25 protein-coding genes are annotated in these 26378 nt (G+C 69.1%); 18 read left to right on the top strand and 7 right to left on the bottom strand.

What is annotated here, in order from left to right:
* Positions 1 to 39: 39 nt before the first annotated feature.
* Entirely contained in the window at positions 40 to 1299 is a 1260-nt protein-coding gene (locus BQ8420_RS20865; protein ID WP_087100843.1) for an endonuclease/exonuclease/phosphatase family protein, read from the bottom strand.
* A 223-nt stretch (positions 1300 to 1522) separates the two neighbouring features.
* On the opposite strand from BQ8420_RS20865, the gene dnaE reads away from it, so the two are divergent.
* A complete protein-coding gene (dnaE, locus tag BQ8420_RS20860; RefSeq protein ID WP_087100842.1) occupies positions 1523 to 5086 on the top strand; it encodes a DNA polymerase III subunit alpha in 3564 nt (1187 codons plus the stop codon).
* A 160-nt stretch (positions 5087 to 5246) separates the two neighbouring features.
* Entirely contained in the window at positions 5247 to 6026 is a 780-nt protein-coding gene (locus tag BQ8420_RS20855; protein WP_087100845.1) for a PadR family transcriptional regulator, read from the top strand.
* A gap of 55 nt (positions 6027 to 6081) precedes the next feature.
* On the opposite strand, the gene BQ8420_RS20850 is transcribed toward BQ8420_RS20855, so the two are convergent.
* Complete coding sequence (locus BQ8420_RS20850; protein ID WP_087100841.1) at positions 6082 to 6618, bottom strand: DinB family protein; 537 nt, start codon at positions 6616 to 6618, stop codon at positions 6082 to 6084.
* Positions 6619 to 6694: 76 nt separating this feature from the next.
* Between BQ8420_RS20850 and BQ8420_RS20845 the strand changes: the two genes are divergently transcribed.
* Entirely contained in the window at positions 6695 to 7441 is a 747-nt protein-coding gene (locus BQ8420_RS20845) for a hypothetical protein (RefSeq protein WP_235006394.1), read from the top strand.
* Here the strand turns inward: BQ8420_RS20845 and BQ8420_RS20840 are convergent.
* From BQ8420_RS20840 to BQ8420_RS20825, 4 genes are all read right to left on the bottom strand, one after another.
* Complete coding sequence (locus tag BQ8420_RS20840) at positions 7347 to 9215, bottom strand: long-chain fatty acid--CoA ligase (protein WP_087100840.1); 1869 nt, start codon at positions 9213 to 9215, stop codon at positions 7347 to 7349. The genes BQ8420_RS20845 and BQ8420_RS20840 overlap by 95 nt on opposite strands.
* A 134-nt stretch (positions 9216 to 9349) precedes the next feature.
* Complete coding sequence (ybaK, locus tag BQ8420_RS20835) at positions 9350 to 9835, bottom strand: Cys-tRNA(Pro) deacylase (RefSeq protein ID WP_235006393.1); 486 nt, start codon at positions 9833 to 9835, stop codon at positions 9350 to 9352.
* Between the two features lie 76 nt (positions 9836 to 9911).
* Positions 9912 to 10694, bottom strand: a complete 783-nt coding sequence (locus BQ8420_RS20830) for an LON peptidase substrate-binding domain-containing protein (protein ID WP_087100838.1) — start codon at positions 10692 to 10694, stop codon at positions 9912 to 9914.
* Positions 10695 to 10779: 85 nt separating this feature from the next.
* On the bottom strand, positions 10780 to 11340 hold the full coding sequence (locus BQ8420_RS20825) for a ferritin (protein ID WP_087100837.1): 561 nt from the start codon (positions 11338 to 11340) through the stop codon (positions 10780 to 10782).
* A 261-nt stretch (positions 11341 to 11601) separates the two neighbouring features.
* On the opposite strand from BQ8420_RS20825, the gene hisD reads away from it, so the two are divergent.
* The 11 genes from hisD to BQ8420_RS20775 all read left to right on the top strand — a co-directional run bounded on the left by hisD (position 11602) and on the right by BQ8420_RS20775 (position 23050).
* Complete coding sequence (hisD, locus tag BQ8420_RS20820) at positions 11602 to 12909, top strand: histidinol dehydrogenase (protein ID WP_087100836.1); 1308 nt, start codon at positions 11602 to 11604, stop codon at positions 12907 to 12909.
* Between the two features lie 88 nt (positions 12910 to 12997).
* Positions 12998 to 14080: a histidinol-phosphate transaminase gene (locus BQ8420_RS20815; RefSeq protein ID WP_087100835.1), complete on the top strand. Its 1083-nt coding sequence runs from the start codon at positions 12998 to 13000 to the stop codon at positions 14078 to 14080.
* Positions 14081 to 14120: 40 nt separating this feature from the next.
* Positions 14121 to 14714 (top strand): imidazoleglycerol-phosphate dehydratase HisB, encoded by a 594-nt coding sequence (gene hisB, locus BQ8420_RS20810; RefSeq protein ID WP_087100834.1) that lies wholly within the window; start codon positions 14121 to 14123, stop codon positions 14712 to 14714.
* Complete coding sequence (locus BQ8420_RS32405; protein ID WP_200816025.1) at positions 14715 to 14876, top strand: hypothetical protein; 162 nt, start codon at positions 14715 to 14717, stop codon at positions 14874 to 14876.
* A gap of 16 nt (positions 14877 to 14892) precedes the next feature.
* Positions 14893 to 15546, top strand: coding sequence for an imidazole glycerol phosphate synthase subunit HisH (gene hisH, locus BQ8420_RS20805; RefSeq protein WP_087100833.1), 654 nt, complete (start codon positions 14893 to 14895; stop codon positions 15544 to 15546).
* 42 nt (positions 15547 to 15588) lie between these two features.
* Positions 15589 to 16347 (top strand): bifunctional 1-(5-phosphoribosyl)-5-((5-phosphoribosylamino)methylideneamino)imidazole-4-carboxamide isomerase/phosphoribosylanthranilate isomerase PriA, encoded by a 759-nt coding sequence (gene priA, locus BQ8420_RS20800; RefSeq protein WP_087100832.1) that lies wholly within the window; start codon positions 15589 to 15591, stop codon positions 16345 to 16347.
* Complete coding sequence (gene hisF / locus BQ8420_RS20795) at positions 16344 to 17117, top strand: imidazole glycerol phosphate synthase subunit HisF (protein WP_087100831.1); 774 nt, start codon at positions 16344 to 16346, stop codon at positions 17115 to 17117. The genes priA and hisF overlap by 4 nt, the downstream gene beginning before the upstream one ends.
* A 160-nt stretch (positions 17118 to 17277) precedes the next feature.
* Entirely contained in the window at positions 17278 to 17973 is a 696-nt protein-coding gene (locus BQ8420_RS20790) for a peptidoglycan-binding protein (protein WP_087100830.1), read from the top strand.
* Positions 17974 to 18180: 207 nt separating this feature from the next.
* Complete coding sequence (locus BQ8420_RS20785) at positions 18181 to 18924, top strand: peptidoglycan-binding protein (RefSeq protein WP_087100829.1); 744 nt, start codon at positions 18181 to 18183, stop codon at positions 18922 to 18924.
* A gap of 269 nt (positions 18925 to 19193) precedes the next feature.
* Positions 19194 to 21203, top strand: coding sequence for an ABC transporter ATP-binding protein (locus BQ8420_RS20780; RefSeq protein ID WP_087100828.1), 2010 nt, complete (start codon positions 19194 to 19196; stop codon positions 21201 to 21203).
* Positions 21200 to 23050: an ABC transporter ATP-binding protein gene (locus tag BQ8420_RS20775; protein WP_087100827.1), complete on the top strand. Its 1851-nt coding sequence runs from the start codon at positions 21200 to 21202 to the stop codon at positions 23048 to 23050. The genes BQ8420_RS20780 and BQ8420_RS20775 overlap by 4 nt, the downstream gene beginning before the upstream one ends.
* On the opposite strand, the gene BQ8420_RS20770 is transcribed toward BQ8420_RS20775, so the two are convergent.
* Complete coding sequence (locus tag BQ8420_RS20770; RefSeq protein WP_087100826.1) at positions 23034 to 24035, bottom strand: sugar isomerase; 1002 nt, start codon at positions 24033 to 24035, stop codon at positions 23034 to 23036. The two genes, BQ8420_RS20775 and BQ8420_RS20770, sit on opposite strands and share 17 nt — an antisense overlap.
* Positions 24036 to 24165: 130 nt before the next feature.
* On the opposite strand from BQ8420_RS20770, the gene hisI reads away from it, so the two are divergent.
* The 4 genes from hisI (at position 24166) to BQ8420_RS20750 (ending at position 26213) form a co-directional block, all read left to right on the top strand.
* Positions 24166 to 24510 carry a phosphoribosyl-AMP cyclohydrolase gene (gene hisI / locus BQ8420_RS20765; protein ID WP_087100825.1) on the top strand — a complete coding sequence of 115 codons (345 nt, stop codon included), beginning with the start codon at positions 24166 to 24168 and terminating at the stop codon, positions 24508 to 24510.
* A gap of 53 nt (positions 24511 to 24563) precedes the next feature.
* The gene (locus BQ8420_RS20760; RefSeq protein ID WP_087100844.1) at positions 24564 to 25232 is read left to right on the top strand and encodes a Trp biosynthesis-associated membrane protein; all 669 of its coding nucleotides are present in this window, start codon (positions 24564 to 24566) and stop codon (positions 25230 to 25232) included.
* Positions 25232 to 25519, top strand: a complete 288-nt coding sequence (locus BQ8420_RS20755) for an HGxxPAAW family protein (RefSeq protein WP_087100824.1) — start codon at positions 25232 to 25234, stop codon at positions 25517 to 25519. The genes BQ8420_RS20760 and BQ8420_RS20755 overlap by 1 nt, the downstream gene beginning before the upstream one ends.
* A 274-nt stretch (positions 25520 to 25793) precedes the next feature.
* Positions 25794 to 26213 carry a CD225/dispanin family protein gene (locus tag BQ8420_RS20750; protein WP_087100823.1) on the top strand — a complete coding sequence of 140 codons (420 nt, stop codon included), beginning with the start codon at positions 25794 to 25796 and terminating at the stop codon, positions 26211 to 26213.
* Positions 26214 to 26378 lie beyond the last annotated feature (165 nt).

The raw sequence follows: 26378 nt of genomic DNA, 5'->3' as shown, positions 1-26378 counted from the left end.
CCCACACACCGCCCCCACACACCGCCCCGCGCCGAAGAGTCAGCGGACCACGTCCACCCAGACCATGCGGTGGTCCGAGCTCGGGAACGGGTAGTCACCGGTCAGACGGAACAGCGGGTCCTCCACGGTCGGCCAGAACACCCCCGAGGCGCGGGCCGGCAGCGAACGTGAAGGCAGCACGTAGTCGACCCGCAGGTTGCCCGGCCCCGGTTCGTCCACGAAGTCCGCGCTGTCCAGTTCCGGGTCGCCGGTGTGGTCGTCATTGGCCGCGCCCTGACGCTCGGCCGCGCCGCGTCCGCCCTGGCTGGAGGGACGCACGTCCACGATGTCCCGGTGCTCCAACAGCTGTGTCACGGCCTCGGGGTGCCCGTCGCCGTCGTTGGGGTCGGCGTTGAGGTCACCGGCGATCACGAAGCGCGCGCCCGGCGCCAATCCGCCCCGGACGCCCGCGTCGTCGTAGACGTAGTCGGAGGCACGCGGGCGTACGTAGTCGGCCCAGAACCGGATCTCGTCGTGGTTGCGGGTCACGTTGCGCTTCTCGGGGCCGTCGAAGGTCGGTGGCGTGGGGTGACTGGCCAGCAGGTGCACCGGCCGCCCGCGACCGGTGTCGATCGGCAGGTCCCAGTGGCTCTTGGAGGACAGCCGCAGCACCTCCAGGGCCTCCTCCGAGTAGTAGGGCTCGCCCGTCTCGGGGTCGGTGGGCAGCAGCGCGTCCGGCATGTCCGCCCAGCGGAAGGTCTGGAAGGTGCGCACCTCGTCGGTGACGATCGGGTACTTGGACAGCACCGCCATGCCGTACTGGCCGGGGAAGACGCCGTACCCGAAGGCGTCCTCGGCGTACTCGGGCGTGCCCGGCTCGGTCACGGCCTCGCCGTCCCCGTTGAGGTCCGCCCCCGAGGCCACACCGGTGTTCACCGGGGCGTTGTACACGTACGGGTAGTCGATGGGGTCGGCGCCGTTCTGCCCCACGGACAGGTAGTTGTCCTGGAACCGCTGGAGACCCACGCCCTCCTCGTCGTGGTCGAACTCGTTGACCAGCAACACGTCGGGACGCGCGTGCTGGATGATCTCGGCGACGTTGCGGGCCTGTTCGCTGTCGGGGGAGGCCAGTTCCTCGGCCAACATCCCCTCCTCGGGGCGCTCCAACGCGGTGTTGAACGTCGCGAAGCGAACCTCGTGCTCACCGGGCGGGGCGGGGATCGACGGCGACTCCGACCCGGCGGCGGGCATCGCCACCAGGGCGGAGGCCGCCAGGACGAGGGTGGCGGTGGAGGCCACACGGCGGGTTCTGCGGGACATGGGGGTGATCCTCTCAGCGGGGCGCACGGCGGCGGACGCGGCACACCGAACGGCCGGAGGCTAGCAGCCCGGATCGAACCCCCGGGTAACGGCGTGGGTGCCGGGGGGAACGTCACAGTCACGACCCTCCTGAGTTGTCCACAGGGGGGTCCGAACGTCGTGGGGAAGTCGTAGGCTCAGGAGCCACCATCTGTCCGTCTACTCGCCCGGGGGCACACGCGTCATGGCCGACTCCTTCGCACATCTGCACGTCCACACCGAGTACTCGATGCTCGACGGGGCGGCGAAGTTGAAGCCGCTGTACAAGGAGGCGGCTCGGCTGGAGATGCCCGCCGTGGCCATGACCGACCACGGCAACATGTTCGGTGCCTACGAGTTCTATCAACAGTCCCAGGGCACCGGTGTCACCCCCATCATCGGCATCGAGGCCTATGTGGCCCCCGAGTCGCGCTTCCACAAGAAGCGGGTGTTCTGGGGCCGATCCAACTCCTCCGACGACGCCTCCGCCGAGGGCGGCAAGGACATCTCCGGTGGTGGCCGCTACCTGCACATGACCATGCTCGCCGAGAACGAGCAGGGCCTGCGCAACCTCTTCCGGATGTCCTCGCTGGCGTCCATGGAGGGCTACTACATGAAGCCCCGCATGGACCTGGAAATGATGTCGGAGTACAGCGAGGGCGTCATCGTCTCCACCGGTTGCCCCTCGGGTGGTGTGCAGACCCGGCTGCGGCTGGGCCAGGAGAAGGAGGCCATCGCCTACGCCGCCGGCCTCCAGGACATCTTCGGTAAGGACAACGTCTTCCTGGAGTTGATGGACCACGGCGTGCCGATCGAGAAGGAGGTTCGCGATGGCCTGCTCAGGGTCGGTCGTGAACTGAACATTCCGCCGTTGGTCACCAACGACTCCCACTACGTCTACGAGTCCCAGGCCTCCGCGCACGACGCCCTGCTGGCCGTGGGCGTGGCCAAGAACCTGGACGACCCCACCCGGTTCCGGTTCAACGGCTCGGGCTACTTCCTCAAGTCGGGCGAGGAGATGCGCGGGCTGCTCAACTTCGACGAGTGGGCCCAGGGGTGCAAGAACACCCTGCTCATCGCGGAGCGGGTCGCCCCGAACGCCTACGACAACGTCTTCGCCCACCGTGACCTGATGCCGGTCTACCCCGTCCCCGAAGGCGAGACCCAGGCCTCCTGGCTGGCCAAGGAGGTGGAGCGCCGCATCCCGGTGCGCTACCCGAACGGGGCCACGGACGAGGCGCGCACCCGCATCCAGTACGAACTGGGCATCATCAATAAGATGGGCTTTCCCGCCTACTTCCTCGTGGTCGCCGACATCTGTGACTACGCCCGCAAGAACGGCATCGCGCTCGGCCCCGGCCGCGGTTCGGCCGCGGGCTCGATGATCGCCTACATGCTGGGCATCACCGACCTGGACCCCTTGGACCACGGTCTGCTGTTCGAGCGGTTCCTCAACCCCGAACGTGTGTCCATGCCCGATGTCGACCTGGACTTCGACGAGCGTAGGCGTGGGGAGATGATCGAGTACGTCACCCGCCTGTACGGCGAGGAGCGCGTGGCGCAGATCCTCACCTTCGGCACCATCAAGGCCAAGGCCGCGATCAAGGACTCCACCCGGATCCTGGGCATGCCCTACTCCACGGGCGACCAGATCACCAAGGCGTTCCCGGCCCCGGTGGGCGGCAACGAGATCCCGCTGGACGCGGCGTACAACACCGATCACGAGCGCTATGGCGAGACCACCGAGCTGCGCAACCTGATCGACAACGATCCGCAGGTCAACAAGATCATGGAGACCGCACGCGGTATCGAGGGTCTGACCCGCGGCACCGGTGTGCACGCGGCCGGCGTCATCCTGTCCAAGGAACCGCTGCTGGACGTCATTCCGTTGCACAAGCGCGACGCCGACGGCGCCATCATCACCGGCTTTCCCTACCCTCAGTGCGAGGACATGGGTCTGCTCAAGATGGACTTCTTGGGCCTGCGCAACCTGACGATCATGGACGACGCGGTCAAGAGCATCAAGGAGGCCGATGGCGTCGACATCGACCTCGGGAAGCTGCCGCTGGACGACCCGAAGGCCTACAAACTCCTGGCCAGGGGTGACACGCTCGGTGTGTTCCAGCTGGACGGTGGCGCGATGCGCAACCTGCTCAAACGGATGGAGCCGAAGGCGTTCGGTGACATCACCGCCGTGCTCTCGCTGTACCGGCCCGGTCCGATGGCGGCCAACGCGCACAACGACTACGCGGACCGATCGAACGGTCGGCAGGAAGTCACCGCGATCCACCCCGAGCTCAAGGACGCCCTGGAGCCGATCCTCGGTGAGACGTATCACCTGATCGTCTACCAGGAGCAGATCATGGCGATCGCCCAGCAGCTGGCCGGGTACAGCCTGGGCGGCGCCGACCTGATGCGCCGGGCGATGGGCAAGAAGAAGAAGGAAGCCCTGGAGAAGGAGTTCGAGAAGTTCTCCGCGGGGATGATCGAGAAGGGCTTCTCCAGGGAGTCCATGCAGGCGATCTGGGACGTCATGCTCCCGTTCGCGGGCTATGCGTTCAACAAGTCGCACGCCGCCGGCTACGCCCTCGTCGCGTATTGGACCGCTTACCTCAAGGCCAACTACCCGGCCGCGTACATGGCCGCGCTGCTGACCTCGGTCAGCGACGACAAGGACAAGATGGCGGTCTACCTGGCCGAGTGCCGGGCCCAGGGCATCAAGGTGCTGCCCCCCGACGTCAACGAGTCCGGTCTGCGCTTCACCCCGGTGGGCTCCGACATCCGCTTCGGCATGGGCGCGGTGCGCAACGTGGGCGCCAACGTGGTCAACTCGATCGTCAAGACCCGCACGGAGAAGGAGAAGTACACCTCCTTCACCGACTTCCTGGCCAAGATCGAGCTGGCCGCCTGCAACAAGCGGGTGATCGAGTCGCTGGTCAAGGCCGGTGGGTTCGACTCCCTGGGACAGCCGCGCCGGGAACTGTACCGCCACCACGAGATGGCGGTGGACGGCATGATCAGCTCCAAGAAACAGGAGGCGAACGGGCAGTTCGACCTGTTCGGCGGTGGTGACGACGAGGGCGACTCCACCCCCATCGGGCTGAACATCCAGTGGGGCGACGAGGAGTGGGACCGCAAGACCAAGCTGGCCTTCGAACGGGAGATGCTGGGCCTGTACGTGTCCAGCCACCCGTTGGCCGGGGCCGAACGCGTGCTGGCCCGCTCCCGCGACACCTCCATCGCCCAGATCGTCGCCGGTGACCTGGCCCGTGAACGAGGCGAGGTGCGCATCTCCGGGTTGATCTCCAAAGTGGACAAGCGCACCAACAAGGCCGGTAACCAGTGGGCGATCGCCACGGTGGAGGACCTGGACTCCTCCATGGAGGTGCTGTTCTTCCCCAAGACGTATCCGCTGTACGTGGAGGCGTTGCTGGAGGACACCGCGGTCACGGTCAAGGGCCGGCTCAACGACCGGGACGGCACCTGGTCGATGTTCGCCTCGGAGATGTCGATCCTGGACATCTCGCACATCACCGAGGGGGAACCCCCGGTGCTGCTCACCTTGGACGAGAAGCGGATCTCCTCGGACCTGGTGGGCGACCTGCGCCAGATCCTGAGCACCCACAAGGGTGAGACCCCGGTGCGGGTCCGCGTGGACAACCCGATGCGTTCGCGGATCTACGCGCTGGAGAACTACTCGGTGCGGATTTCTCCGGAGTTCAACGGTGAGGTGAAGAGTCTGCTGGGGGCGTACTCGGTCGACTACTGACCCGGTCGCATCCCTCGCTCCACGGAGCACGGGCCCTCGTGTGTCACGGCACACGGGGGCCTTTTTCTGTCTCGACTCTTGCGAAGAGATAGTTAGCGATATATCTTTGACCTATCGAGACAGTGAGCGACTGTCTTCAGTGATCGAAGAGGAGAACATCATGAGCGCCATGGCACTTCCCGGACCCTGGTCCTGGGGCGGCCGACGTTCCCGACGCCGTGCCGAATTCCGAGGCCCCTGGGAACACCACGACCACCACGACCACCGGGCGGCAGCTTCGGAACCGCCGCACCCGCCGGGGCCACCGCACCCCCCGTGGTCCGGTGGCCCCGTGGTCCCCGGAGGGCCTCCCGGCCACGGCGGACCCCCCATGGTTCCCGGAGGCCCCTTCGGGCCGGGCGGGCCTTTCGGTGGACACCCCGGCCGTCGGCGCGGCGGCCCACGAGCCAAGCGCGGCGACGTGCGCACCGGCATCCTCCTGCTCCTGGCGGAGGAACCGCGCAGCGGGTACGAGATCATCCGCGAGGGCCGTGAACGCAGCGGCGGCGGCTGGCGGCCCAGCTCCGGGTCGGTCTACCCGATGCTCCAACAATTGGAGGACGAGGGTCTGATCGAACAGATCGAGCGCGAGGGGCGCCGACGCCCCTACAAGCTCACCGACGACGGCGTGGCCTACCTGGACGAGCACGGTGCCGGCCTCACCCCGCCGTGGGAAGCGGGCGCCGACGCCTACGCCGACGCCCGGTCGCACTACGAGGAGATCAGTGCGCAGGCCCACCAGCTGACCGCCGCCGCGGCACAGGTCGCCCAGGCCGGCAGCCCCGGACAGGTGGAACGCGCCAAGCGGCTGCTGGCCGAGACCCGGCGCAACCTCTACCTGATCCTGGCCGAGGAGGACGTTCCGGCATCGAGCGAAGCCGAGGATCCCGAGGACGCTTAGCGACGGAACGGGACGGTGCGCACCACCGTTCCGGGCCCTCGTGCCGCGGGACCGCTCACTCTCCGACAGAGCCGTCGGCGAGCTCCCGGAGCAGGTCCAGGTGCCCGTTGTGGCGGGCCGTCTCCTCGACCATGTGGTGGAGCGCCCAGCGCAGGGTGACCCGTCCCCGGCCGTCCTGAAGGACACGGCGAGAGGAGTTGCCGAGCTCCAGGTGGGAGGCGATCTCCCGGGAACGCTCGCACTGGCGTTCGTAATCGACCAGCAGTTCGGCCAGGGGACGCTCGGTACCGACCCGGAACTCACCGTCGGGGTCCTGGGCCGAATACGGCGCCACGTCGGGTTGGTTGAGCATCACCACTTCGAACCAGAACGCTTCCACCCAGCGCAGATGCGACACGATCCCACCGATCGTGGTCATCGGCGAGGACGGGAGCGGCGCGGTCGAGGACCGGGCGGGATCCAGGCCCGCGCACTTGACGTGCACGGTGGCCCGGTGCCACTCCAGCCAGGACAGCAGCATCGTCCGCTCGTCCGCCGCCGTGGGAGGATCGACACGCTTGGGCAGGGTCACGGGACCGCTCTCGTCGTACATGCGGGTATTGTCCTTCGGGTCGTGACCGGTATCCACTGGTTTTCGGCAGTTCCAGGACACGAAGGGGGCAGACGGGGTGAAGGCAGAGGGGGGCCGTTCGGGCGCGTCCGGGGTGGGGCGTGGCCTGGCCGTGGGCACGGCGATGTTCGGGGCGATGGCGCTGTTGGGCGCGGCCATCGCTCCGCTGTGGTGGTGGCTCGCCCCCCGACCCGAGGTGACCGCGCTGGGCGGCGGCGACGTCTTCGCCGGAGCCACGCAGGAGGTCTTCGCGGGTGAGGGCTACTTCGTCCTCATCACCGGCCTGGCCGGGGTCGTCACCGGTTACGCCTGCTACATGATCCAGTTCACCCTGTCCGACCGGCGTGAACAGGACCTTCGGCTACCGCTGCTGTTGGTGAGCTTCCTGGGCGCGGTCGCGGGCAGCGCCCTGGTCTGGCGGATCGGGGTCGCGTTGGACGGTCCGGCCCGGGAGGTGGTCCTGGCGGCCGAGCCCGGTGACACCGTCACCGGCGCGCTCCAGCTCCAAGCCCTGGCCTTCCTGATCGTGTGGCCCTTCGTGCACGTGTTGCAGTACGGGCTGCTCGACGGCATCAGCCTGCTGCGCTCCGACCAGCCCGGCGTCCCCGAACCCGTCCCCGAACCCGTCCGCGCGCCCGAGTCGGAGCCGGCTCCGGAAGAAGGAGCGAAGCCCGACCACGGGCCCCTCGCGCCGGCGCCCCCGACCGCGGTCACAGACTCTGGACGGAATCCTCGTACATCCCGTCGAGCAGTTCGGCGTACTTCTCCTCCACGGCCCGACGGCGCATCTTCAGACTCGGGGTGATCTCCCCGGCCTCCACCGTCAGCGGGCTCGGCAGGATCGTGAACGCCTTGATGGACTCGTGCCGGGGCAGGTCCTCGTTGAGCTCGTCGATGGCCTCCTGGACCATCGCTCGAACCTTGGGTTCCTTGGTCAGACCGCCGTAGTCGAGCGCACCCAGACCGCCGGCCTCGGCCCACTCATCGATCGCCTCCGGTTCCAGGGCCACCAACGCCACACAGTAGGGCCGCCGGTCGCCGTGCACGATCAGGTTGCTCACGTACGGGCACAGTGACTTGAAGCGACTCTCGATGCCCTGCGGCGCCACGAACTTGCCACCGGAGGTCTTGATCAGTTCCTTCTTCCGGTCGGTGATCCGCAGACGACCGTTCTCCAGGGTGCCGATGTCACCGGTGGCGAACCACCCGTCCTCGGTGAGCACGGCCTCGGTGGCGCCGGACAGGTTGTGGTAGCCGCGCATGACCCCCTGCCCGCGCAGCAGCACCTCGCCGTCCTCGGCGATCTTGACCTCGGTGCCGGGCAACGGCAGACCCACCGTTCCGAAGCGCACGTCACCGGGCCGGTTGAGGAAGGCGCCGGCGGAGGTCTCGGTCAGCCCGTAGCCCTCCAGGATGGTGATCCCCGCACCGTAGAAGAACCGGCCGATCTCCGGGGCCAGCGGCGCGCTGCCGGAGACGAAGAAGCGCAGCCGGTCACCGAAGCGGGAGCGCAGCCTGGCGAACACCAGACGGTCGGCCACCTTGTACTGCGCGGCCAGCACCCCCGCGGGTTCCTTGCCCTGTTCGCGGAGCCGGGCCACCCGGTCGCCCACGCGCACGGCCCATTTGAAGACGCGATACCTGGCGGCACCGCCCTCCTTGGCCTGGAGGACGACCTTGTTGTACACCTTCTCGAAGATGCGAGGAGCCGCCGCCATGAAGGTCGGCCGCACCACGGCGAGGTTGTCGACGATCTTGTCCACGCGCCCGTCCACGGCGGTCCGGAACCCCAGCCGCAACTGGGTGACCTGCATGACCTTGCCGAAGGAGTGGGCCAGGGGCAGCCACAGGTATTGCACGTCGTCGATGGTCAACATCTGCTGACCCCGGGTGCTGATCTCCTCGTCCAGGACCTCCAGCGCCTGGGCCTCGTACAGCCAGTTGCCGTGGTCCAGTCGCACCCCCTTGGCGCGGCCGGTGGTGCCGGAGGTGTAGATCAGGGTGGCGAGGTCATCGGACCGGACGGCGGCGATCAGTTCGTCGAACAGTTCCGGCCGCTCGGCGTGGAGTTCGGCGCCGCGCGCCGCCAACTCGGCCAGGGTCATGACCCAGTCGTCGTCGCCGCCGGCCTCGCCCTCGAAGGCGATGACCTTGGACAGGCCGGGCATGGACGCGCGCTGCCCCAGGAGTTTGGCGACCTGTTCGTCGTTCTCGGCGAAGGCCACCATGCTGCCGGAGTCGGAGATGATGTAGGCGCAGTCGGGCGCGGTGGAGCCGGGATAGATGGTGCTGGAGGCGCCGCCGGCGCACAGGATGGCCAGGTCGGCGAGGATCCACTCGATCCGGGTGCTGGAGGCGATCGCGCAGCGGGCCTGTGAGGTCAGGCCGAGGGAGTGCAGGCCCAGGGCCAGGTCGCGCACACGGTCACGGGTCTGGTTCCAGGTGAGGCTCTTCCAGGTTTCGGGACCGCCGTTGGGGGAGGGGACGGGATAACTGAACGCCTCCCGTTCGCCGGAGAGGGCGACGCGGGAGGCGAACATGTCGGGAACGGACCTGTAGGGGGATGAGATGTTGCCCATTTCACAAAGCTACCGCCGGGTAGGGGGGTGGGCAACAGCTCATGGGCGAATGTGCCGGGGTCCACGGCCCCCTGTGTCCCAGGGGAAACGGGTGCGTGTCGCACTTCACCGGGACGGCCCCCGACCGACTGCCCTCAGATCGCCGAGATGGGTGCGGTGATCGCCTCGGTCAACCGGATCAGATCGGCCGGGGCCAGCTCCATCTGCAACCCACGCCGCCCCGCCGACACGTACACCGCGCCCAAGGTCGTGATCGAGGAGTCGATCACCGTGCGCAGCCGCTTGCGCTGCCCCAGCGGACTGATGCCGCCTCGCACGTATCCGGTGATCTTCTCCGCGCGGTCCGGTTCGGCCATGGTCGCCTTCTTGCCGCCGACCGCCATGGCCAACGCCTTGAGGTCCAACGAACCGCTCACCGGGACCACCCCGACGGTGACCACCCCGTCGACCTCGGCCACCAGGGTCTTGAACACCTGATGGTGCGGTACCCCGATCGCGTCAGCGGCGTCGGCCCCATAGGAGTGGCCGTCGCCCTCCCCACCGGCTTCGTAGGGATGCAGGGTGTAGGTGGTCTTGGTACGTCCCGCTGCCACGGTCGCGGGCGTGGCTCTTCCACTCATCGGCTACCTGAGCTTTCCACTGGTCGATGGCTTGCGGGCAGGCTAGCGCACCGCCCCACCGGTTTTGACGAACGCCCTAGTTGAACGAGACCCCGTTGTCGAGAAAGGGGCCCGCCGGCAGGTTCGGCAGGGTGGGGGCGGCCACGATCCGGTTCTCCCGGCGCAGGAAGCGCGCTGCCACGGCCAATCGGGTCGCGGCGTCCTCGGCCTCCAACAGGCGCTGTTTCTCCGCCGGGTCCAGCACGATCGAGGCGGCCACGGCGTGGGACAGCGCGATCGGATCCCGAGGCAGGTCATGAGAGGTCTCCGGGGCCATGCCGATCTCGGACAGCCGCTCCCGGTAGACCTCGTACAGGTCCCGCACCCGGTCGGCGTGTTCCTTGGCGTCCGGTCCCATCGCTTCGGGCAACAACGCCACCGAAGCGGTGGAGTAATCGTCGCCCGCGGAGGTGTCGACTTTCGACAGGTCGGTGACGCGGAACCGGGTACCGCCCTCCACCACCAGGTCGTACCGGCCGTCCTCGTAGGTGCGCACGTCGCGCACCACCGCGGTGCATCCCACCGCGCTCACCAAGGGAAGCGAGGGGCCGCGCGCGTGCTCGCCGGTGTGCGGCACCCCGGTGTCGGCACCGCCCGCGCCCTGCCCGGACTCGCTCGACACCTCGTGTCCCAACTCGATCCACACGACACCGAAACGGGCCGGCCCGCGTTCGCGGCCACCGGCCTCGCCCCCGGCCATGCTCGGCCCGAGCAGTTCCGAGACCAACTTCCGGTACCGCTGTTCGAAGACGTGCAGGGGGATTGTCATCCCAGGGAACAACACGGTGTTCAGCGGGAAGATCGGTAGAGCCTCAGGCATGCCCCCAGTATGCCTCCGCCGGCGCGTACGACGACGCCCCGCCCGGAGTTCGGGCGGGGCGTACGTTCGGGCGAGGCGTCGCGGATCAGGAGACCGTGGGACCGGCGGTGCCCGGTGCGCCCTGGCTGCCGTTGTCCTCGCTCGGCATGTCGCGGGCCACGAAGGTCTCCACGTCGAACAGGTTGCCGTTGGAACGGTCCACGACGTTGAGGAGGGTCGACATCTTGGCGACCTCCTCGACCTGCTCCTGGATGAACCACTGCAGGAACTGTTCGCCCGTGTAGTCCTCTTCGTCACGGGCCACCTTGGCCAGGTATTGGAACTGGTCGCTCACCTCTCGCTCCTGGCGCAGGGCCAGCGCGACCAGGTCACGGGAGACGGCGAAATCCGTCTCGATCGCGTCCACGCCCGGAAGGGCGAACGTCACGTCGTTGTCGAGCAGGAAGCGCACGAGCATCATCGCGTGGTCGCGCTCCTCCAGCGACTGCTCGTAGAAGACCCGTGCCAGCTGGGGCAGGTCCTGGTCGTCGAACCAGGCGGCGATCGCCACGTACTGGTGCGACGCGGTGAACTCGTGCCGCACCTGGTCGACCAGGAGACGGTGGAACTTGGAAAGGCCGCTATCGCCGGTCGTCTTGGAAGTCATGGCTTCACGATAACGCATTCGAAAGCATTTTGCGAAACACCAAAAACGGTTTCTAAATTTGTTAGGCAAGCCTTTCGCAAGCTTGATTAGGTAAGGTGATCCAAAGTTAGGTGACGCTTATTCGGGGATTGTTGGGAGATTTTATCCGACCTTGATCCGCGAAGCCCGCCCCGGCCGGGTTCGTGCCGGTCGGACGGGTGTGGTGTCCATCATCCGGACACCACCGCCCACCGGTCGGCCCACTCCCCCTAGACTGGAGACGTGATCAGTCGAATCGACCTCCGAGGTTCCGCAGGCGACCCGCGCGACGCCCTTCCGCGCGCCGAAATGGATGTGGCCGACGCCACCGAACGCGTCCGCCCCATCGTCGACGACGTACGCCATCGTGGAACCGAGGCGCTGATCGAACTCACCGAACGCTTCGACGGCGTCCGGCTCACCGATGTCCGCGTCCCCAAGGACGCCATCGAAAGCGCCCTGGTCGACCTCGACCCCGCCGTGCGCGCCGCGCTGGAGGAATCCATCCGCCGCGCACGCAAGGTCCACGCCGCCCAGCGCCGCACCGACCACACCACCCAGGTCGTCCCGGGCGGCACCGTCACCGAGAAGTGGCTTCCCGTCGAACGGGTCGGCCTCTACGTGCCGGGCGGCCGCGCCGTCTACCCCTCCAGCGTCATCATGAACGTCGTCCCCGCCCAGGAGGCGGGCGTGTCCTCCCTCGCGGTCACCTCGCCACCGCAGAAGGACTTCGGCGGGCTGCCCCACCCGACCATCCTCGCCGCCTGCGCCCTGCTCGACGTCGACGAGGTGTACGCGGTCGGTGGCGCCCAGGCCGTGGCGATGTTCGCCCACGGAACCGAGGACTGCCGTCGCGCCGACATGGTCACCGGCCCGGGCAACATCTGGGTCGCCGCCGCCAAACGCCTGCTCAAGGGCGTCATCGGCATCGACGCCGAGGCCGGCCCCACCGAGATCGCGATCCTGGCCGACCACACCGCGGACCCCGACTACGTCGCCGCCGACCTCGTCAGCCAGGCCGAGCACGACGTCGTCGCCGCCTCCGTCCTGGTGACCCCGGACGAGGCCCTGGCCGACAAGGTCACCGAACGCCTCACCGAACGCGTGGCCGCCACCCGGCACAGCGAACGCGTCCGCGAGGCCCTCTCGGGGCCGCAGTCCGGCATCGTCCTGGTCGACGACCTCGACCACGGACTGGCCGTCGTGGACGCCTACGCGGCCGAGCACCTGGAGATCATGACCGCCGACGCCCCCGCCCTGGCCGACCGGGTGCGCAACGCGGGCGCCATCTTCGTGGGCGACCACAGCCCGGTCTCCCTCGGCGACTACGCCGCCGGCTCCAACCACGTGCTGCCCACCGGCGGCTGCGCCTGCCACACCGGTGGCCTGAGCGTGCAGACCTTCCTGCGCGGAGTGCACGTGGTCCACTACGACCGTGACGCGCTGGCCGACGTCGCCCACCACGTCATCACCCTGGCCGAGGCCGAGGACCTGCCGGCGCACGGCGAGGCCGTCGCCGCCCGCATGGATCACGGCCCGGGCCGGGACTGAGAACACCCGAACACCAGACGGAGACGGGCGGCCCCGGTCACACCGGACCCACCCGCCCCTCCCACGACCGACCACGAGTGTGAAACCAGTGAGCTTCACCCTGAACGACCTGCCGCTTCGCGAGGACCTGCGCGGGCGCTCGCCCTACGGAGCCCCGCAGCTGGACGTGCCGGTGGTCCTCAACACCAACGAGAACCCGCACGCGCCCTCCCCGGCCCTGGCCAAGGCACTGGCCGACGCCGTGGCCGGCTCCGCCCTGGGCCTGAACCGCTACCCCGACCGGGACGCGGTCCGCCTGCGCGAGGACCTGGCCGCCTACCTCGGCCACGGTCTGACCCCCGCGAACATCTGGGCGGCCAACGGATCCAACGAGATCCTCCAACAGCTGCTCCAGGCCTTCGGCGGCCCCGGCCGTACCGCCATGGGCTTCGAACCGTCCTACTCCATGCACCCGATCATCTCCCGGGGCACCGGAACCGCATGGGTGTCCGTGCCACGTGACGCCGACTTCCGTGTCGACGTCGACGCCGCCCTGGTCGCGATCGCCGAACACCGGCCCAGCGTCATCTTCCTGACCTCGCCCAACAACCCCACCGGTACCGCCCTGGAACCGGACGCCATCGAGCGCATCGCACGGGCGGCCCCCGGCGTGGTGGTCGTGGACGAGGCCTACGCCGAGTTCCGCCGAGAGGGCACCCCCAGCGCCCTCACCCTCCTGGACGAACACCCCAGGATCATCGTCTCGCGCACCATGTCCAAGGCCTTCGCCCTGGCCGGCGCGCGGGTGGGCTACCTCGCCGCGCACCCCGCGGTGGTCGACGCACTCCAGCTGGTCCGCCTGCCCTACCACCTGTCGGCCGTCACCCAGACGGTCGCCGTCACCGCCCTGGAGTACGCCGACGAACTCCTCGGCGCCGTCGCCGACCTGCGCGCCGAACGCGACGCCCTCGTCACCTGGCTGCGCGAACACGGGTTCCGGGTCGCCGACTCCGACGCCAACTTCGTCCTGTTCGGGGAGTTCGAGGACCGCACCCGTGTGTGGCAGGACATGCTCGACCGAGAGGTCCTCATCCGCGAGGTCGGACCGCCCGGGTGGCTTCGCGTCACCGTCGGCACCCCGCAGGAGATGGCCGCCTTCCGCGAGACCCTCCTGCGGGTCACCGGCCGTTGACCCCGACCACACGTCCCACCGCACCATCGAAAGAGTGACCATGAGCCGCACCGGACGCATCGAACGCGCAACCAAGGAAACCAAGGTCCTGGTCGAGGTCGACCTGGACGGCACCGGCGTCGCCGACGTCTCCACCGGTGTCGGATTCTTCGACCACATGCTCGACCAGCTCGCCAAGCACGGACTGTTCGACCTGACCGTGCGCACCGAGGGCGACCTGCACATCGATTCGCACCACACCATGGAGGACACCGCCCTGGCCCTGGGCGCCGCCTTCCGTGAGGCCCTCGGCGACCGGGCCGGTATCCGCCGCTTCGCCGACGCCAAGGTGCCCCTCGACGAGGCGCTGGCCGAGGTCACCGTCGACGTGTCCGGTCGCCCCTACCTGGTGCACAGCGAACCCGAGGGCATGGCCCCGACCATCGGCCGCGACTACGACACCACCATGACCCGGCACATCTTCGAGTCCTTCGTGGCCCAGGCCCGCGTCGCCCTGCACATCCACGTGCCCTACGGCCGCAACGCCCACCACATCGTCGAGGCCCAGTTCAAGGCGTTCGCCCGGGCGCTGCGCTTCGCCACGGAGAACGACCCTCGCGTGACCTGGGTCCCCTCCACCAAGGGTGTCCTGTAGATGGACACCGACCTGTGGGGACTGATCCTCATCGTCCTGGGCGGTTTCCTCGCCGGCGGTGTCTACGCGATGTGGCACAAGAGCCGCATGGTCGCCATCGGCCTGGCCGGCTGCGTCGTGCTCTCCATCGCCTTCGGCGCGCTGCGGCTCGGCTACTTCTAAGAAAGGCACACACCCGATGTCCTCACGTGTGGTCGTCCTCGACTACGGCTCGGGCAACCTGCGTTCGGCCCAGCGCGCCATGGAACGCACCGGTGCCGACGTCACCGTCACCTCCGACCCCCATGTCGCGCTGGAGGCCGACGGTCTCGTCGTGCCCGGCGTGGGCGCCTTCAGCGCCTGCATGGCCAGCCTCAAGGCCGCCGGTGGGGACCGCATCATCGACCGTCGCATCGCCGGCGGGCGCCCGGTCCTGGGTATCTGCGTGGGTATGCAGGTCCTCTTCGACCGGGGCATCGAACAGGCCGACGTCCACGCCGAGGACAGCGCCACCGAGGGCTGCGGTGAATGGCCCGGAACCGTCGAACGGATCAAGGCGCCCGTGGTGCCCCACATGGGGTGGAACACCGTCACCCCACCCGAGGGCACACGGCTGTTCGCCGGGATCGACCCCGAGGAGCGCTTCTACTTCGTGCACTCCTACGCGGTGCGCACCTGGGAGTTCGTCGCGGCCAGTGACCGCATCCCCGCACCCCTGGTGACCTGGTCCGAACACGGCGAGCCGTTCGTGGCCGCCGTGGAGAACGGCCCGCTGAGCGCCACCCAGTTCCACCCGGAGAAGTCCGGCGACGCCGGCGCGCGCGTCCTGGCCAACTGGGTCACCGGCCTCTAGACACCCCCATTCGTGAACAGCATCGAGAACGAGAAGGCGAGTATGACCGGCGAGCACACCACGTCCACCCCCGCACTCGAACTACTGCCGGCGGTGGACGTCTCGGGCGGGCAGGCCGTCCAGCTCGTCCAGGGCAAGGCCGACACCGGCGGTGAGTACGGCGACCCCTACGAGGCCGCCATGGCCTGGCAGAACGCCGGTGCCGAGTGGATCCACCTGGTGGACCTGGACGCGGCCTTCGGACGCGGACACAACCGCGACCTGCTGGGCGACATCGTCGGCCGCCTCGACGTCAAGGTCGAGATGTCCGGCGGTATCCGTGACGACGAGTCGTTGGCCGCCGCCCTGGCCACCGGCTGCACCCGGGTGAACATCGGCACCGCGGCCCTGGAGCACCCCGACTGGTGCGCCAGGATCATCGCCGAGCACGGCGACCAGATCGCCATCGGCCTGGACGTGCGCGGCACCACCCTGGCCGCGCGAGGCTGGACGCGCGACGGCGGCGACCTCTTCACGACCCTGGACCGTCTGGAGGCCGAGGGCTGCGCCCGGTACGTCGTCACCGACGTCAACAAGGACGGCATGCTCAAGGGCCCCAACCTGGACCTGCTGCGCACCGTGTGCGAGCGCACCGACAAGCCGGTGGTCGCCAGCGGCGGTGTGTCCAGCCTCGCCGACCTGGAGGCCATCTCCGGCCTGGTCGCCGAGGGCGTCGAGGGCGCCATCATGGGCACCGCCCTGTACGAGGGCGCGTTCACCCTGGAGGACGCCCTGGCCCTGGTCAGGGGTGAGCGTCGATGAGCCTGGCCGTTCGAGTCATCCCCTGCCTGGACGTGGACGCGGGGCGGGTGGTCAAGGGCGTCAACTTCGAGAACCTGCGCGACGCCGGCGACCCCGTGGAACTGGCGGGCACCTATGACGCCGGCGGTGCCGACGAGCTCACGTTCTTGGACGTGACCGCCTCCAGCGGCAATCGCGAGACCACCTACGACGTGGTGCGCCGCACCGCCGACCAGGTGTTCATCCCGCTCACCGTCGGGGGAGGGGTGCGCACCACCGAGGACGTGGACCGCCTGTTGCGCGCCGGTGCGGACAAGGTGGGCGTCAACACCGCCGCGATCGTACGCCCGGAGCTGATCGGGGAGATCGCCGAGCGTTTCGGCCGTCAGGTGCTGGTGCTCTCCGCCGACGTGCGTCGGGTTCGCGAGGGGGACGCCCCCACACCCAGCGGGTTCGAGGTCACCACGCACGGTGGACGCAAGGGCACCGGGATCGACGCCCTGGAGTGGTGCGAGCGGGCCGCCGATCTGGGAGCGGGGGAGATCCTGCTCAACTCGATGGACGCCGACGGCACCAAGACCGGATTCGACCTGGAGTTGATCCGGGGGGTGCGTTCTCGCGTGGACGTGCCGCTGATCGCCTCGGGCGGCGCGGGCGCGGTGGAGCACTTCGTGCCGGCCGTCGCCGCGGGCGCGGACGCGGTCCTGGCCGCGACGGTGTTCCACTTCGGTGAGTTCACCATCGCCGACGTGAAGAAGAGCCTGCGGGAGGCCGGGTACCCGGTCCGCTAGCACGTGGAGCACGTGATCCCCGGGCCGGTCGGCGGATCGGTCCGGGGCCGGCAAGAAAAAATTACCAAACGTGGTCAAGGCGTGGCGCTAAGTTAACTCAGTTGTGATTCGTGTGAGCATGAGGCCGTCCCAAGCACACGACACGGGAGTTCGTACCATCATGTCCGATCACTTCACCGGCGGAGTCATCCGTCGAATCGCTACCCTGGCGACCGCCGGGTTCGTCGCCCTGAGCGGGGCGGCCCTCTTCGCCCCCTCCGCATCCGCCGACGACCTGGAGCGCACCCCCCGCGAGGTCATCGAGCAGATCGAGGCTCAGAGCTGGCCCAACTATTCGATCGAGAACCCGGGCCCCAGCGTCGACATCCGGTTCGCGCTCTCCTTCCTCAACGATCTCGGCTACATCACCCCGGACCCGGGTGAGGAGTTCACCGAGGACGTCGAGGCCACCATCGTCGAGTTCGACTCCGAGGAGGGGCTCAACGACGACTCCACCCTGGAATCGCAGACCTGGATCAAGATCCGCAACCTGCACTTCCCGAACGAGGCCGCCTCCTACCAGCTCGGTGACCGTGGCTGGGCCGTCGTCGGTATCAAGGCGATCCTCAACGAGAAGTTCGGCGCGGAGCTGGACGATTCCAGCGGGCTGTACGACGAGGACACCCAAGCGGCGGTCGAGGCGGCCCAGGAGGAGCTCGGTATCGGCGTCGACGGCGCCTTCGGGTGGCTGAGCTACAAGGGTGTCGTCACCTACCAGGCCGAGGAGGGGGCCGACGCCTCCGCCGACGACGCCGCCGTGGTGGAGCCCCCGGCCGAGGACGCCGAGGAGACCGAGAGCGAGCGCGCCTACCACTAGTGCGGCGAAGGTTCGCCTTGCCGGTGACGCGTCACGCGGGCCCGGGCACCCCGGAAACGGGGTGTCCGGGCCCTTTCGTCCTCCAGGGCACCGCTCGGAACAGTGCGAACTTAATCGTTATTTAAGCGTGGCGCTTCCGTGTCTTATTCGTAATGCGTGTGAGCATGTTCTCGTCTCACACGCACGACAGAGGAGTCTGCACACATCATGTCCGAGTACCTCACCAGCGGCATCGCTCGTCGCGCCGTCTCGTTGGCCACCGCCGGCTTCATCGCCTTCGGCGGTGTCGTCATGCTCGCTCCGACCGTTTCCGCCGACGACTACGAGCGCACCCCCGACGAGGTGATCGAGCAGATCGAGGCCCGCGCCTGGCCCGTCTACTCGGTGGATCAGCCCGGGCCGAGCCCGGACATCGACGCCGCCGTGTACTTCCTGAACTCGCTCGATTACGACCTCCCGGACGACTTCGATCCCGGGGACGAGTACTCCGAGGGAGTGGCTGAAATGGTCAGTCAGTTCGAAGCGGACGCGGGGACCATCGAGGAGAACGGGGTCCTGGAGACCGAGACCTGGGTGAAGCTCAGGAACACGCTCTTCCCCACGGAGGCCGACGCCTTCCAGATCGGGGACGAGGGCCCTGCGGTCATCGCCATCAAGTTCCTGCTCAACGCCAAGTTCGGCGCCGACCTTGATGTGACCGACGACGTCTACGACGAGGACACCGCGGCGGCCGTCGAGGTGGCCCAGGAGGAATCCGGGATCGGCGTGGACGGCGCTTACGGCCGCATGACCTTCAAGTGCTCCATCACCAAGCCCGAGGTCGGGGTGCCCGAGGAGAAGTGCGTCGACGAAGAGGCCCTGACCGACGAGGGGTCGGTCGACGACGAGGAGCTGGAGCCCGTCGAGGAGTCCGACGACGAGAAGGCGCCGGCCGGCCACGGCTACTACTAGTACGTCACGGACGGTTTGCTGACACCGACGCGCCACAAGGGCCCGGGCACCCCCGAAGGGGATGTCCGGGCCTTCCTCGTGGCAGGCGAACAGAAGTTCGTTTGGACGGAATAGTCCGGATGGGTCCCGCGCTGAAACAATCCGGTGGAGGCTTGTCGGTGCCGCTGGATAGATTGTGCCGACACCCCACGACCGACCCCGGCCACGACCGGGCCCGTCGGGGTGCGGACACATCGGTCCACCGGTCTCGAATCAGAAAGCGGGGGCGCATGGCGCAGGGCACGACTACGGTGGGACCGGAGGAACGGGAGGACTCACCCGGATCCGGATCCACGTCCACCGGTGACACCTCCGGGCGGGCCCAGTACAAGCGGGTCTTCACCCGCGGTCTGCGGGTCATGTGGGTCGCGGCCCGCACCGAACCCTGGATCTTCCTCCTCGCCGTCGGCGGCGCCATGACGCACGCGGCGGTCACGGTCGCCTCCGCCTCGGTCCTGGGCCACATCACCGACCACACCATCCTCCCCGCCTTCGCCGCCGGCGAGGCCACCCTGGCCGCGCTCACCGCGGCCGCCGGCCTGCTCCTGGCCGTCGGACTGGGCAAGGCCATCGGCCTGGCCATCCGGCGCCTGCTCGCCGGCTTCATGCAGTTCCGCATGCAGGCCCGCTACCGACGCGCCGTGGCCCGCAAGTACCTCGATCTGCCGCTCTCCTGGCACCACCGCCACCCCACCGGGCAACTGCTCTCCAACGCCAACGCCGACGTCGAAGCCACCTGGCAGCCGCTCGCACCCCTGCCCATGGCCGTCGGTAGCGTGTTCATGCTGGTCATCGCCGCCATCGCCATGGTCGTCACCGACCCGATCCTGTCCCTGGTCGCCTTCGTCGTCTTCCCGGCCCTGGCCATCGCCAACGTCATCTTCCAGCGCCGCGTCTCCCCGTTGGCCTCCCGCGCCCAGTCACTGCGCGCCGAGGTCAGCGGGGTCGCCCACGAGTCCTTCGACGGCGCCCTGGTCGTCAAGACCCTCGGCCGCGAGGACACCGAGACCGAACGCTTCGCCGACGCCGCGCACCGCCTGCGCGACGCCCTCATCCAGGTCGGCCGCCTGCGCTCCATGTTCGACCCCTTCATGGAGTCCCTGCCCAACCTGGGTGTTCTCGCCGTCCTGCTCCTGGGCATGTGGCGCCTGTCCACCGGCGCCATCGACCCCGGCGAACTCGTCCAGATCGCCTTCCTCTTCACCCTGCTGGCCCAGCCCATCCGCTCCTTCGGCTGGCTCTTGGGCGACCTGCCCCGCAGCGTCGTGGGCTGGGACCGCGTCCAGTCCGTCCTGCGCGCGGGCGGAGCCATGGCCTACGGCGACCGGGTCCTGGAGCCCTCGCCCCGCGGCCTGGCCCTGAGCGCCCGCGACGTCACCTTCTCCTACGCCGACTCCTACGACGCCGACGGTGGCGGACGCGACCTCATGGACGTCCCCGACGGCCACGAACGCCGCGCCATGGTCCTCAACGGCGTCGACCTCGACATCGAACCCGGACGTACCGTCGCCATCGTCGGCCCCACCGGATCGGGCAAGTCCACCCTGACCACCGTCCTGATGCGCCTGGTCGACCCCGACACCGGAACCGTCGCCTACGACGGCGTCGACCTGCGCGAACTCGCCCGCGATCAGGTGCCCCGCACCGCAGCGCTCGTCCCCCAGAGCACCTTCGTGTTCGAGGACACCGTCCGCGACAACATCACCCTGGGCCTGGACGTCGACGACGAGCAGGTCTGGGCCGCTCTGCGCCTGGCCCGCGCCGACGGGTTCATCGGCGCGATGGACGGCGGACTCGACGCCGAACTCGGTGAGAAGGGCACCACCCTGTCCGGAGGCCAGCGTCAACGCCTGGCCCTGGCCCGCGCCGTGGTGCGCCGCCCACGCCTGCTCATAATGGACGACGCCACCTCCGCGGTCGACCCGCAGATCGAGGCCCAGATCCTCGGCGGACTGCGCGAACGCGAAGACGCCGCCACCGTCATCGTGGTCGCCTACCGGCGCGCCACCATCGAACTCGCCGACGAGGTCCTCTACATGGAGGGCGGCCGCATCCTGGCCCGCGGTTCCCACGACGAACTCCTCACCACCTCGCCCGGGTACAACCGCCTGGTCACCGCCTACGAACGCGCCTCCGCCGAGAACGAGGCGGAGCGCACCCCGATCCCGGAGGAACCGGGACCGGCCGAACCCCACCTTCGCGGACCAGGCACCGACTCCAAGGAGGAGAACACCCGATGAGCGCACCCACACGGACCCGTACCGACGACAGGTCGGCCCGGGGCACCGAGGGGCCGCGCCCCACGGGTGACCAGGCCCCCGCACTGCACCGCAGCGAGGACGGGGCGCTCGGCACGATCAAACGCGGTCTCCGGCTGTCCCCGGAGTTCGCCAAGGGCCTGTGGCTCACCCTCGTCTTCGCCGTGGTGGCCACCGCCGGCAAGGTCATCGTGCCCATCGCCGTGCAGCAGATCATCGACAACGGCATCAGCGGCGAAGGCGGACCCGACCTGGTCTTCGTCACCCGCATGGTGTCGGTCTGCGCCGCGCTGCTGGTCGTCACCATGTTCTGCTCCTACCTGATGAACCTGCGCCTGTACCGGGCCACCGAGTCCGGGCTGGCCACCCTGCGTCGCAAGGCCTTCCGGCACGTCCACGACCTGTCCGTGCTCACCCAGAACAGTGAACGCAAGGGCGCCCTGGTCTCGCGCGTGACCGGCGACGTCGACCAGATCAGCAACTTCATGCAGTGGGGCGGCCTGCTCCTGCTGGTCAGCACCGGCCAACTCCTGGTCGCCACCATCCTCATGGCGGTCTACTCCTGGCAGCTCACCCTCGTGGTGTGGATCTGCTTCCTGCCGCTGCTGTTCGGGGTCCGCTGGCTCCAGAAGCTCCTGTCCAAGGCCTACCTGAAGGTCCGCGAACGCACCGGCGACATGCTCGGAGCCATCGGCGAGACCGTCATGGGCGCCGCCGTCATCCGCGCCCACGGCACCGAGGAACGCACCGCCGGGCGCATCGACACCACCGTCCTGGCGACCCGCAAGGCACAGGTCAGAGCCCAACGACTCTCCATGGCCGTGTCACCCTTCGCCGAGATCGTCTCCGCGATCGCCAACGCCGCGGTCGTCATGACCGGTGTCTGGCTGGGAGTGGGCGGCGACCTCACCGCCGGACAGCTCATCGCCTTCCTGTTCCTGATGACGCTGTTCGTCCAGCCCATGATGATGGCCACCGAGATCTTCAACGAGGCACAGAACGCCATCGCCGGCTGGCGGCGCGTCCTGGGAGTCCTGGACACCGTCCCCGACATCGCCGACCCCGGCGAGGCCGGTCGCGTCCTGCCCCGTGGAGCCGTCCGGGTCGACTTCGACCACGTCACCTACGCCTACCCCGAGGGTCCCGTCGTCCTGGACGACGTCGGCGTGCGGATCACACCGGGCACCCGGGTGGCGGTCGTCGGCGAGACCGGCTCCGGCAAGACCACCTTCGTCAAGATCCTCACCCGACTCATGGACCCCGACACCGGCACCGTCCGCCTGGACGGGGTCGACCTGCGCGAGGTCGCCTTCTCCTCGCTGCGCAGCCGTGTCGTGATGGTGCCGCAGGAGGGCTTCCTGTTCGACAGCTCCCTGGGCGACAACATCCGCTTCGCCCGGCCCGAGAGCACCGACGCCGAGTTGATGGCCGCCGTCACCGAGCTCGGCCTCGCCGACTGGCTGGGCAGCCTCGCCCACGGCCTGGACACCCCGGTCGGCCAGCGAGGAGAGTCCCTGTCGGCGGGGGAACGCCAGCTCGTCGCCCTGGTACGCGCCTACATCGCCGACCCCGACCTCCTCGTGCTCGACGAGGCCACCTCGGCCGTGGACCCGCACACGGAGACACGCATCCAGCGCGCCCTGGACCGGCTCACCCGTGGCCGTACCTCCGTGGCCATCGCCCACCGACTGTCCACCGCCGAGGCCGCGGACCGGGTCCTGGTCTTCGACGACGGACGCATCGTCCAGAGCGGCTCCCACGACGAGTTGGTGGCCCGCCCGGGCGTGTACGCCGACCTGTACGCCTCCTGGGTCAGCTCCTCGGCCTGAGGCCCCACCAATGGGCGGCCAGTAGTTCGGCTACCACCGGCTCGGTCAACAGGCTCACGTCCGGGTCGGTGTCACCCGGGTAGCGCAGGTTCAGCGCCGCCCCCGGCACGCGTTCGCGGTCGGGGGTGGCGCCCACCGCCACGAACGCGCCCCGCAACTGCCCCAAGTGCTCGGCGAACCTCTGGTCGTAGGTGGACCCGGCGAACAACAACGCCCGGTACTCCGTCACCGCGGCCAAGTGCCGATCGGTGTGCGACCACTCGCCGGTCTCCGCCTCGTACGCGGGCCGGACCGGGCCCCGGCGCAACACCTGCACCCCCTGCCCGGCCGAAGCGATGCGCTCCGCGGGCGCCACCAGGTGCACGCCGGCGGGGGAGTCCAACACCCGCGCGACCTCCGGCACCCAATCGGGGGCCTTGTCCAGCAACGTCCCCACCGCGTTGGCCACGCGAAGCAGCAGCCCCGGGAAGTTCCCGCTACCGCCCACGGGCGCGCCCAACCTGTGTCCCAACAGCAGCAACAGGGCCAGGGCGTGCTGGTAGGCACGGCACCCTTGCCCCGCCTCTTCCACCCCGCCGTGCAACGGCACCAGCAGGTCCGCGTAGCGCGCCACCACCGTGTCGGAGTCCGGCGCCAGCACCACCACGGGAGAACGCCCCACATAACGGTCCAGGACCGTGCTCAGCTCGCGCTGGCCGTCGCCCAGGGTCACCGCCACCACGAGCGTCTCCGCGCCGGCGGGAGGCGCCTCCGCCGAGGTCGACGGGTCCGCGCTCGCCCCGATCCCCGCCCGCCGCAACCGCGCCGCCGCCACCTCGCACGCGCGCCGTGCCGGGCCCAACGCCAGGAACCGCACCGAAGCGGGTTCGTCCTCCAACAGGGCCGGCAGCGCGGCGTAGGGGTCCCAACGAGGGAACCTGCGGGCGAGCGCGGCCAGCGCGTCGGGCTTGCCCGCCAGATCGGCGGCCAGGGACTCGGCGGTCACAGTGGGAACTCTCCAGGTCGTCGAGGCGAGGGGCGCCGTCGCGCACGCTCGCACTCTAGAACGTGTGAGCCCGCACCCGTTGGCCGGTACCCGGTGAACATCGCTCACCGGGCGCCCATAACCTGGGGGCATGAGCGTCACCAACCTCGACCCGGACATCGCCGCGCGCCTGAAGCGGAACCCGGACGGACTCGTCCCCGCCATCGTGCAGCAACACGACACCGGGGACGTCCTCATGCTCGCCTGGATGGACGACGAGGCCCTGCACCGCACCCTCACCACCCGTGAGGGCACCTACTGGTCCCGCAGCCGGGGCGAGTACTGGGTCAAGGGCGCCACGTCCGGCCACACCCAACACGTGGTGTCGGTCGCACTCGACTGCGACGGCGACACCCTCCTGGTCCGTGTCGACCAGACCGGTGCGGCCTGCCACACCGGAGACCACACCTGCTTCGACGCGGGACGGCTGCTGTGACATCGACCTCCACCACCCGCTCGGCGCGTCCCGGCCGCGAGTACGGGATCGCCATGCTCGCCATGGCCGCCGGCGCCGCCCTCATGCTGGCCGCGTCCGGCCGCGTGTGGGTGACCGGGATGCTGGCCTCGCCCGGCCCCGTCGCCTCGGTTCCCGTGGAGGTCACCGGCGGCGACCTCACCGGAGCCCTCAGCGGCCTGGGCTGGGCCGGACTCGCCGGCATCGCCGGACTCTACGCGGCCCGTTCCTGGCCCCGCCGCGTGGTCGGCGCCCTCGTCGCGGCCTGCGGCGTGTTCGCGCTCACCACCCTGTGGTCGGTCACCCGGCCCGGCTCGCTCACCTCGGCCGTCGCCGAACTCACCACCGATACCGCCGGCACCGGCGATGTCGTGGGTACCCCCGAGATCCACACCCTGGGTCCCCTGATGGGAGCGGCCGGCGCGGCCCTGCTGATTCTCAGCGGCCTCGTCGCCGTCATGCGTGCCCCCGCCTGGCCGGGAATGGGAAACCGGTACGATCGGGACGCCGCACCGCGCCCACAGAAGGCGGAGACACCCGCAGATCTGTGGAAGTCCTTGGACGCCGGTGACGACCCCACACTCGACGCCCCGGGCGACGGCACGCCCGCCCCGGATCCGCGGGCGGACCGAGCCGAACCCGGTGACGACACAGAACCCGCACTGCCGGCCGAACAGCCGGCCGAACCGAAGGAGAACCACTGATGGCCGACGCGAACCACGAGGAACACGACGACCACGGCAACACCGTCTCCGCCTGGTTCCTCACCCTCTCCTGGATCGTGGCCTGGACCGTGGCCGCCGTCGTCATCATCGCCGGTGGTGACCTGGTGACCTGGACCATCATCGCCCTGGTCGCCAGCGTGGTGCTCGCCGTGATCGCCGGTGTGATGAAGAAGGCCGGCCTGGGCCGCAAGGAGCCCCGTCCGACGCCGCTCACCCGCGAGGAGTGGGAAACCGGACGTAAGGCCGAGGCCACGAGCGGTAACTAGCGGCATCGGGGGGTCGGGACCGAAAAACCGCAGTTCCCAACGGATGAGTAACGGAAAATGGACTTAGGTCCCGCGGGGCGGGTACATTCTGAGCACCGGCCTTGTCCGCCGCGTTCGAAGCCGTTCGGCGCTGTCTCGCCGATCTGCGATGATTCGAAACCGCCGGCCCGCGGTCGTCCGGTAAGTCCCGACCTTGTCCTTCGTTGGGAACGGCGCGTGTCCAGGCCGCGTCACATCAGAACCCCTTGTCCTCTTTCGGAAAGACACCTCACTCATGAGCTATGGTCCCCCGCCTCCCGGCAACCCCGGCCCGCCTCCCGGTGGCTATGGCACCGGTGGATACGGTCCGCCTCCCGGCGGCTACGGCCCGCCCAGCGGGGGCCAGCCCGGCTTCGGGGGCCAGCCCCCGGTCGGCGCCGAGCCGCCCAAGAACTACATCGCCTTCAACATCATGGGCATCTTCGGGTGCATGATCGTCGGCATCATCGGCCTCATCTTCGCCCTCCAGGTGAACAGTAAGTGGCAGATGGGCGACTACGCCGGCGCGGAGTCCGCGGCCAACACCGCGAAGATCTGCGGCATCATCGGTCTGATCGCCTTCATCCTGCACGCGCTGTTCTGGGTGGTCTACATCATCTTCGTGGTGATCATCCTCGGTGCGGCCGCCAGCGCCCCGACGACGACGTATTACTGATCGGGCCGTGATCGAGTGGTGGATCGCCTTCCGGGCGTCGACCTCGCGGTAACACGCCCCATCACGACTCCGCCCCCGGCACCGCCGGGGGCGGAGTCGTTCCACCGGTCCCTCGATAGGCTGGATCCCGTGCAGCACGACGACACCCCCGCCACGGCGCCCGCC

The organism is Nocardiopsis sp. JB363, assembly GCF_900143625.1.
In the GTDB taxonomy this organism is placed as follows: Bacteria; Actinomycetota; Actinomycetes; order Streptosporangiales; family Streptosporangiaceae; genus Nocardiopsis.
The sequence above is the reverse complement of the archived record's forward strand: the minus strand, read 5'-3'. Positions and strand labels throughout refer to the sequence as shown.

What these genes read in the sequence shown, in the direction of transcription:
- BQ8420_RS20865 (WP_087100843.1), bottom strand. Translation starts at nt 1,299, where the DNA reads ATGTCCCGCAGAACCCGCCGTGTGGCCTCCACCGCCACCCTCGTCCTG.
- dnaE (WP_087100842.1), top strand. Translation starts at nt 1,523, where the DNA reads ATGGCCGACTCCTTCGCACATCTGCACGTCCACACCGAGTACTCGATG.
- BQ8420_RS20855 (WP_087100845.1), top strand. Translation starts at nt 5,247, where the DNA reads ATGAGCGCCATGGCACTTCCCGGACCCTGGTCCTGGGGCGGCCGACGT.
- BQ8420_RS20850 (WP_087100841.1), bottom strand. Translation starts at nt 6,618, where the DNA reads ATGTACGACGAGAGCGGTCCCGTGACCCTGCCCAAGCGTGTCGATCCT.
- BQ8420_RS20840 (WP_087100840.1), bottom strand. Translation starts at nt 9,215, where the DNA reads ATGGGCAACATCTCATCCCCCTACAGGTCCGTTCCCGACATGTTCGCC.
- ybaK (WP_235006393.1), bottom strand. Translation starts at nt 9,835, where the DNA reads ATGAGTGGAAGAGCCACGCCCGCGACCGTGGCAGCGGGACGTACCAAG.
- BQ8420_RS20830 (WP_087100838.1), bottom strand. Translation starts at nt 10,694, where the DNA reads ATGCCTGAGGCTCTACCGATCTTCCCGCTGAACACCGTGTTGTTCCCT.
- BQ8420_RS20825 (WP_087100837.1), bottom strand. Translation starts at nt 11,340, where the DNA reads ATGACTTCCAAGACGACCGGCGATAGCGGCCTTTCCAAGTTCCACCGT.
- hisB (WP_087100834.1), top strand. Translation starts at nt 14,121, where the DNA reads ATGAGCCGCACCGGACGCATCGAACGCGCAACCAAGGAAACCAAGGTC.
- BQ8420_RS32405 (WP_200816025.1), top strand. Translation starts at nt 14,715, where the DNA reads ATGGACACCGACCTGTGGGGACTGATCCTCATCGTCCTGGGCGGTTTC.
- hisH (WP_087100833.1), top strand. Translation starts at nt 14,893, where the DNA reads ATGTCCTCACGTGTGGTCGTCCTCGACTACGGCTCGGGCAACCTGCGT.
- priA (WP_087100832.1), top strand. Translation starts at nt 15,589, where the DNA reads ATGACCGGCGAGCACACCACGTCCACCCCCGCACTCGAACTACTGCCG.
- hisF (WP_087100831.1), top strand. Translation starts at nt 16,344, where the DNA reads ATGAGCCTGGCCGTTCGAGTCATCCCCTGCCTGGACGTGGACGCGGGG.
- BQ8420_RS20790 (WP_087100830.1), top strand. Translation starts at nt 17,278, where the DNA reads ATGTCCGATCACTTCACCGGCGGAGTCATCCGTCGAATCGCTACCCTG.
- BQ8420_RS20785 (WP_087100829.1), top strand. Translation starts at nt 18,181, where the DNA reads ATGTCCGAGTACCTCACCAGCGGCATCGCTCGTCGCGCCGTCTCGTTG.
- BQ8420_RS20780 (WP_087100828.1), top strand. Translation starts at nt 19,194, where the DNA reads ATGGCGCAGGGCACGACTACGGTGGGACCGGAGGAACGGGAGGACTCA.
- BQ8420_RS20775 (WP_087100827.1), top strand. Translation starts at nt 21,200, where the DNA reads ATGAGCGCACCCACACGGACCCGTACCGACGACAGGTCGGCCCGGGGC.
- hisI (WP_087100825.1), top strand. Translation starts at nt 24,166, where the DNA reads ATGAGCGTCACCAACCTCGACCCGGACATCGCCGCGCGCCTGAAGCGG.
- BQ8420_RS20760 (WP_087100844.1), top strand. Translation starts at nt 24,564, where the DNA reads ATGCTCGCCATGGCCGCCGGCGCCGCCCTCATGCTGGCCGCGTCCGGC.
- BQ8420_RS20755 (WP_087100824.1), top strand. Translation starts at nt 25,232, where the DNA reads ATGGCCGACGCGAACCACGAGGAACACGACGACCACGGCAACACCGTC.
- BQ8420_RS20750 (WP_087100823.1), top strand. Translation starts at nt 25,794, where the DNA reads ATGAGCTATGGTCCCCCGCCTCCCGGCAACCCCGGCCCGCCTCCCGGT.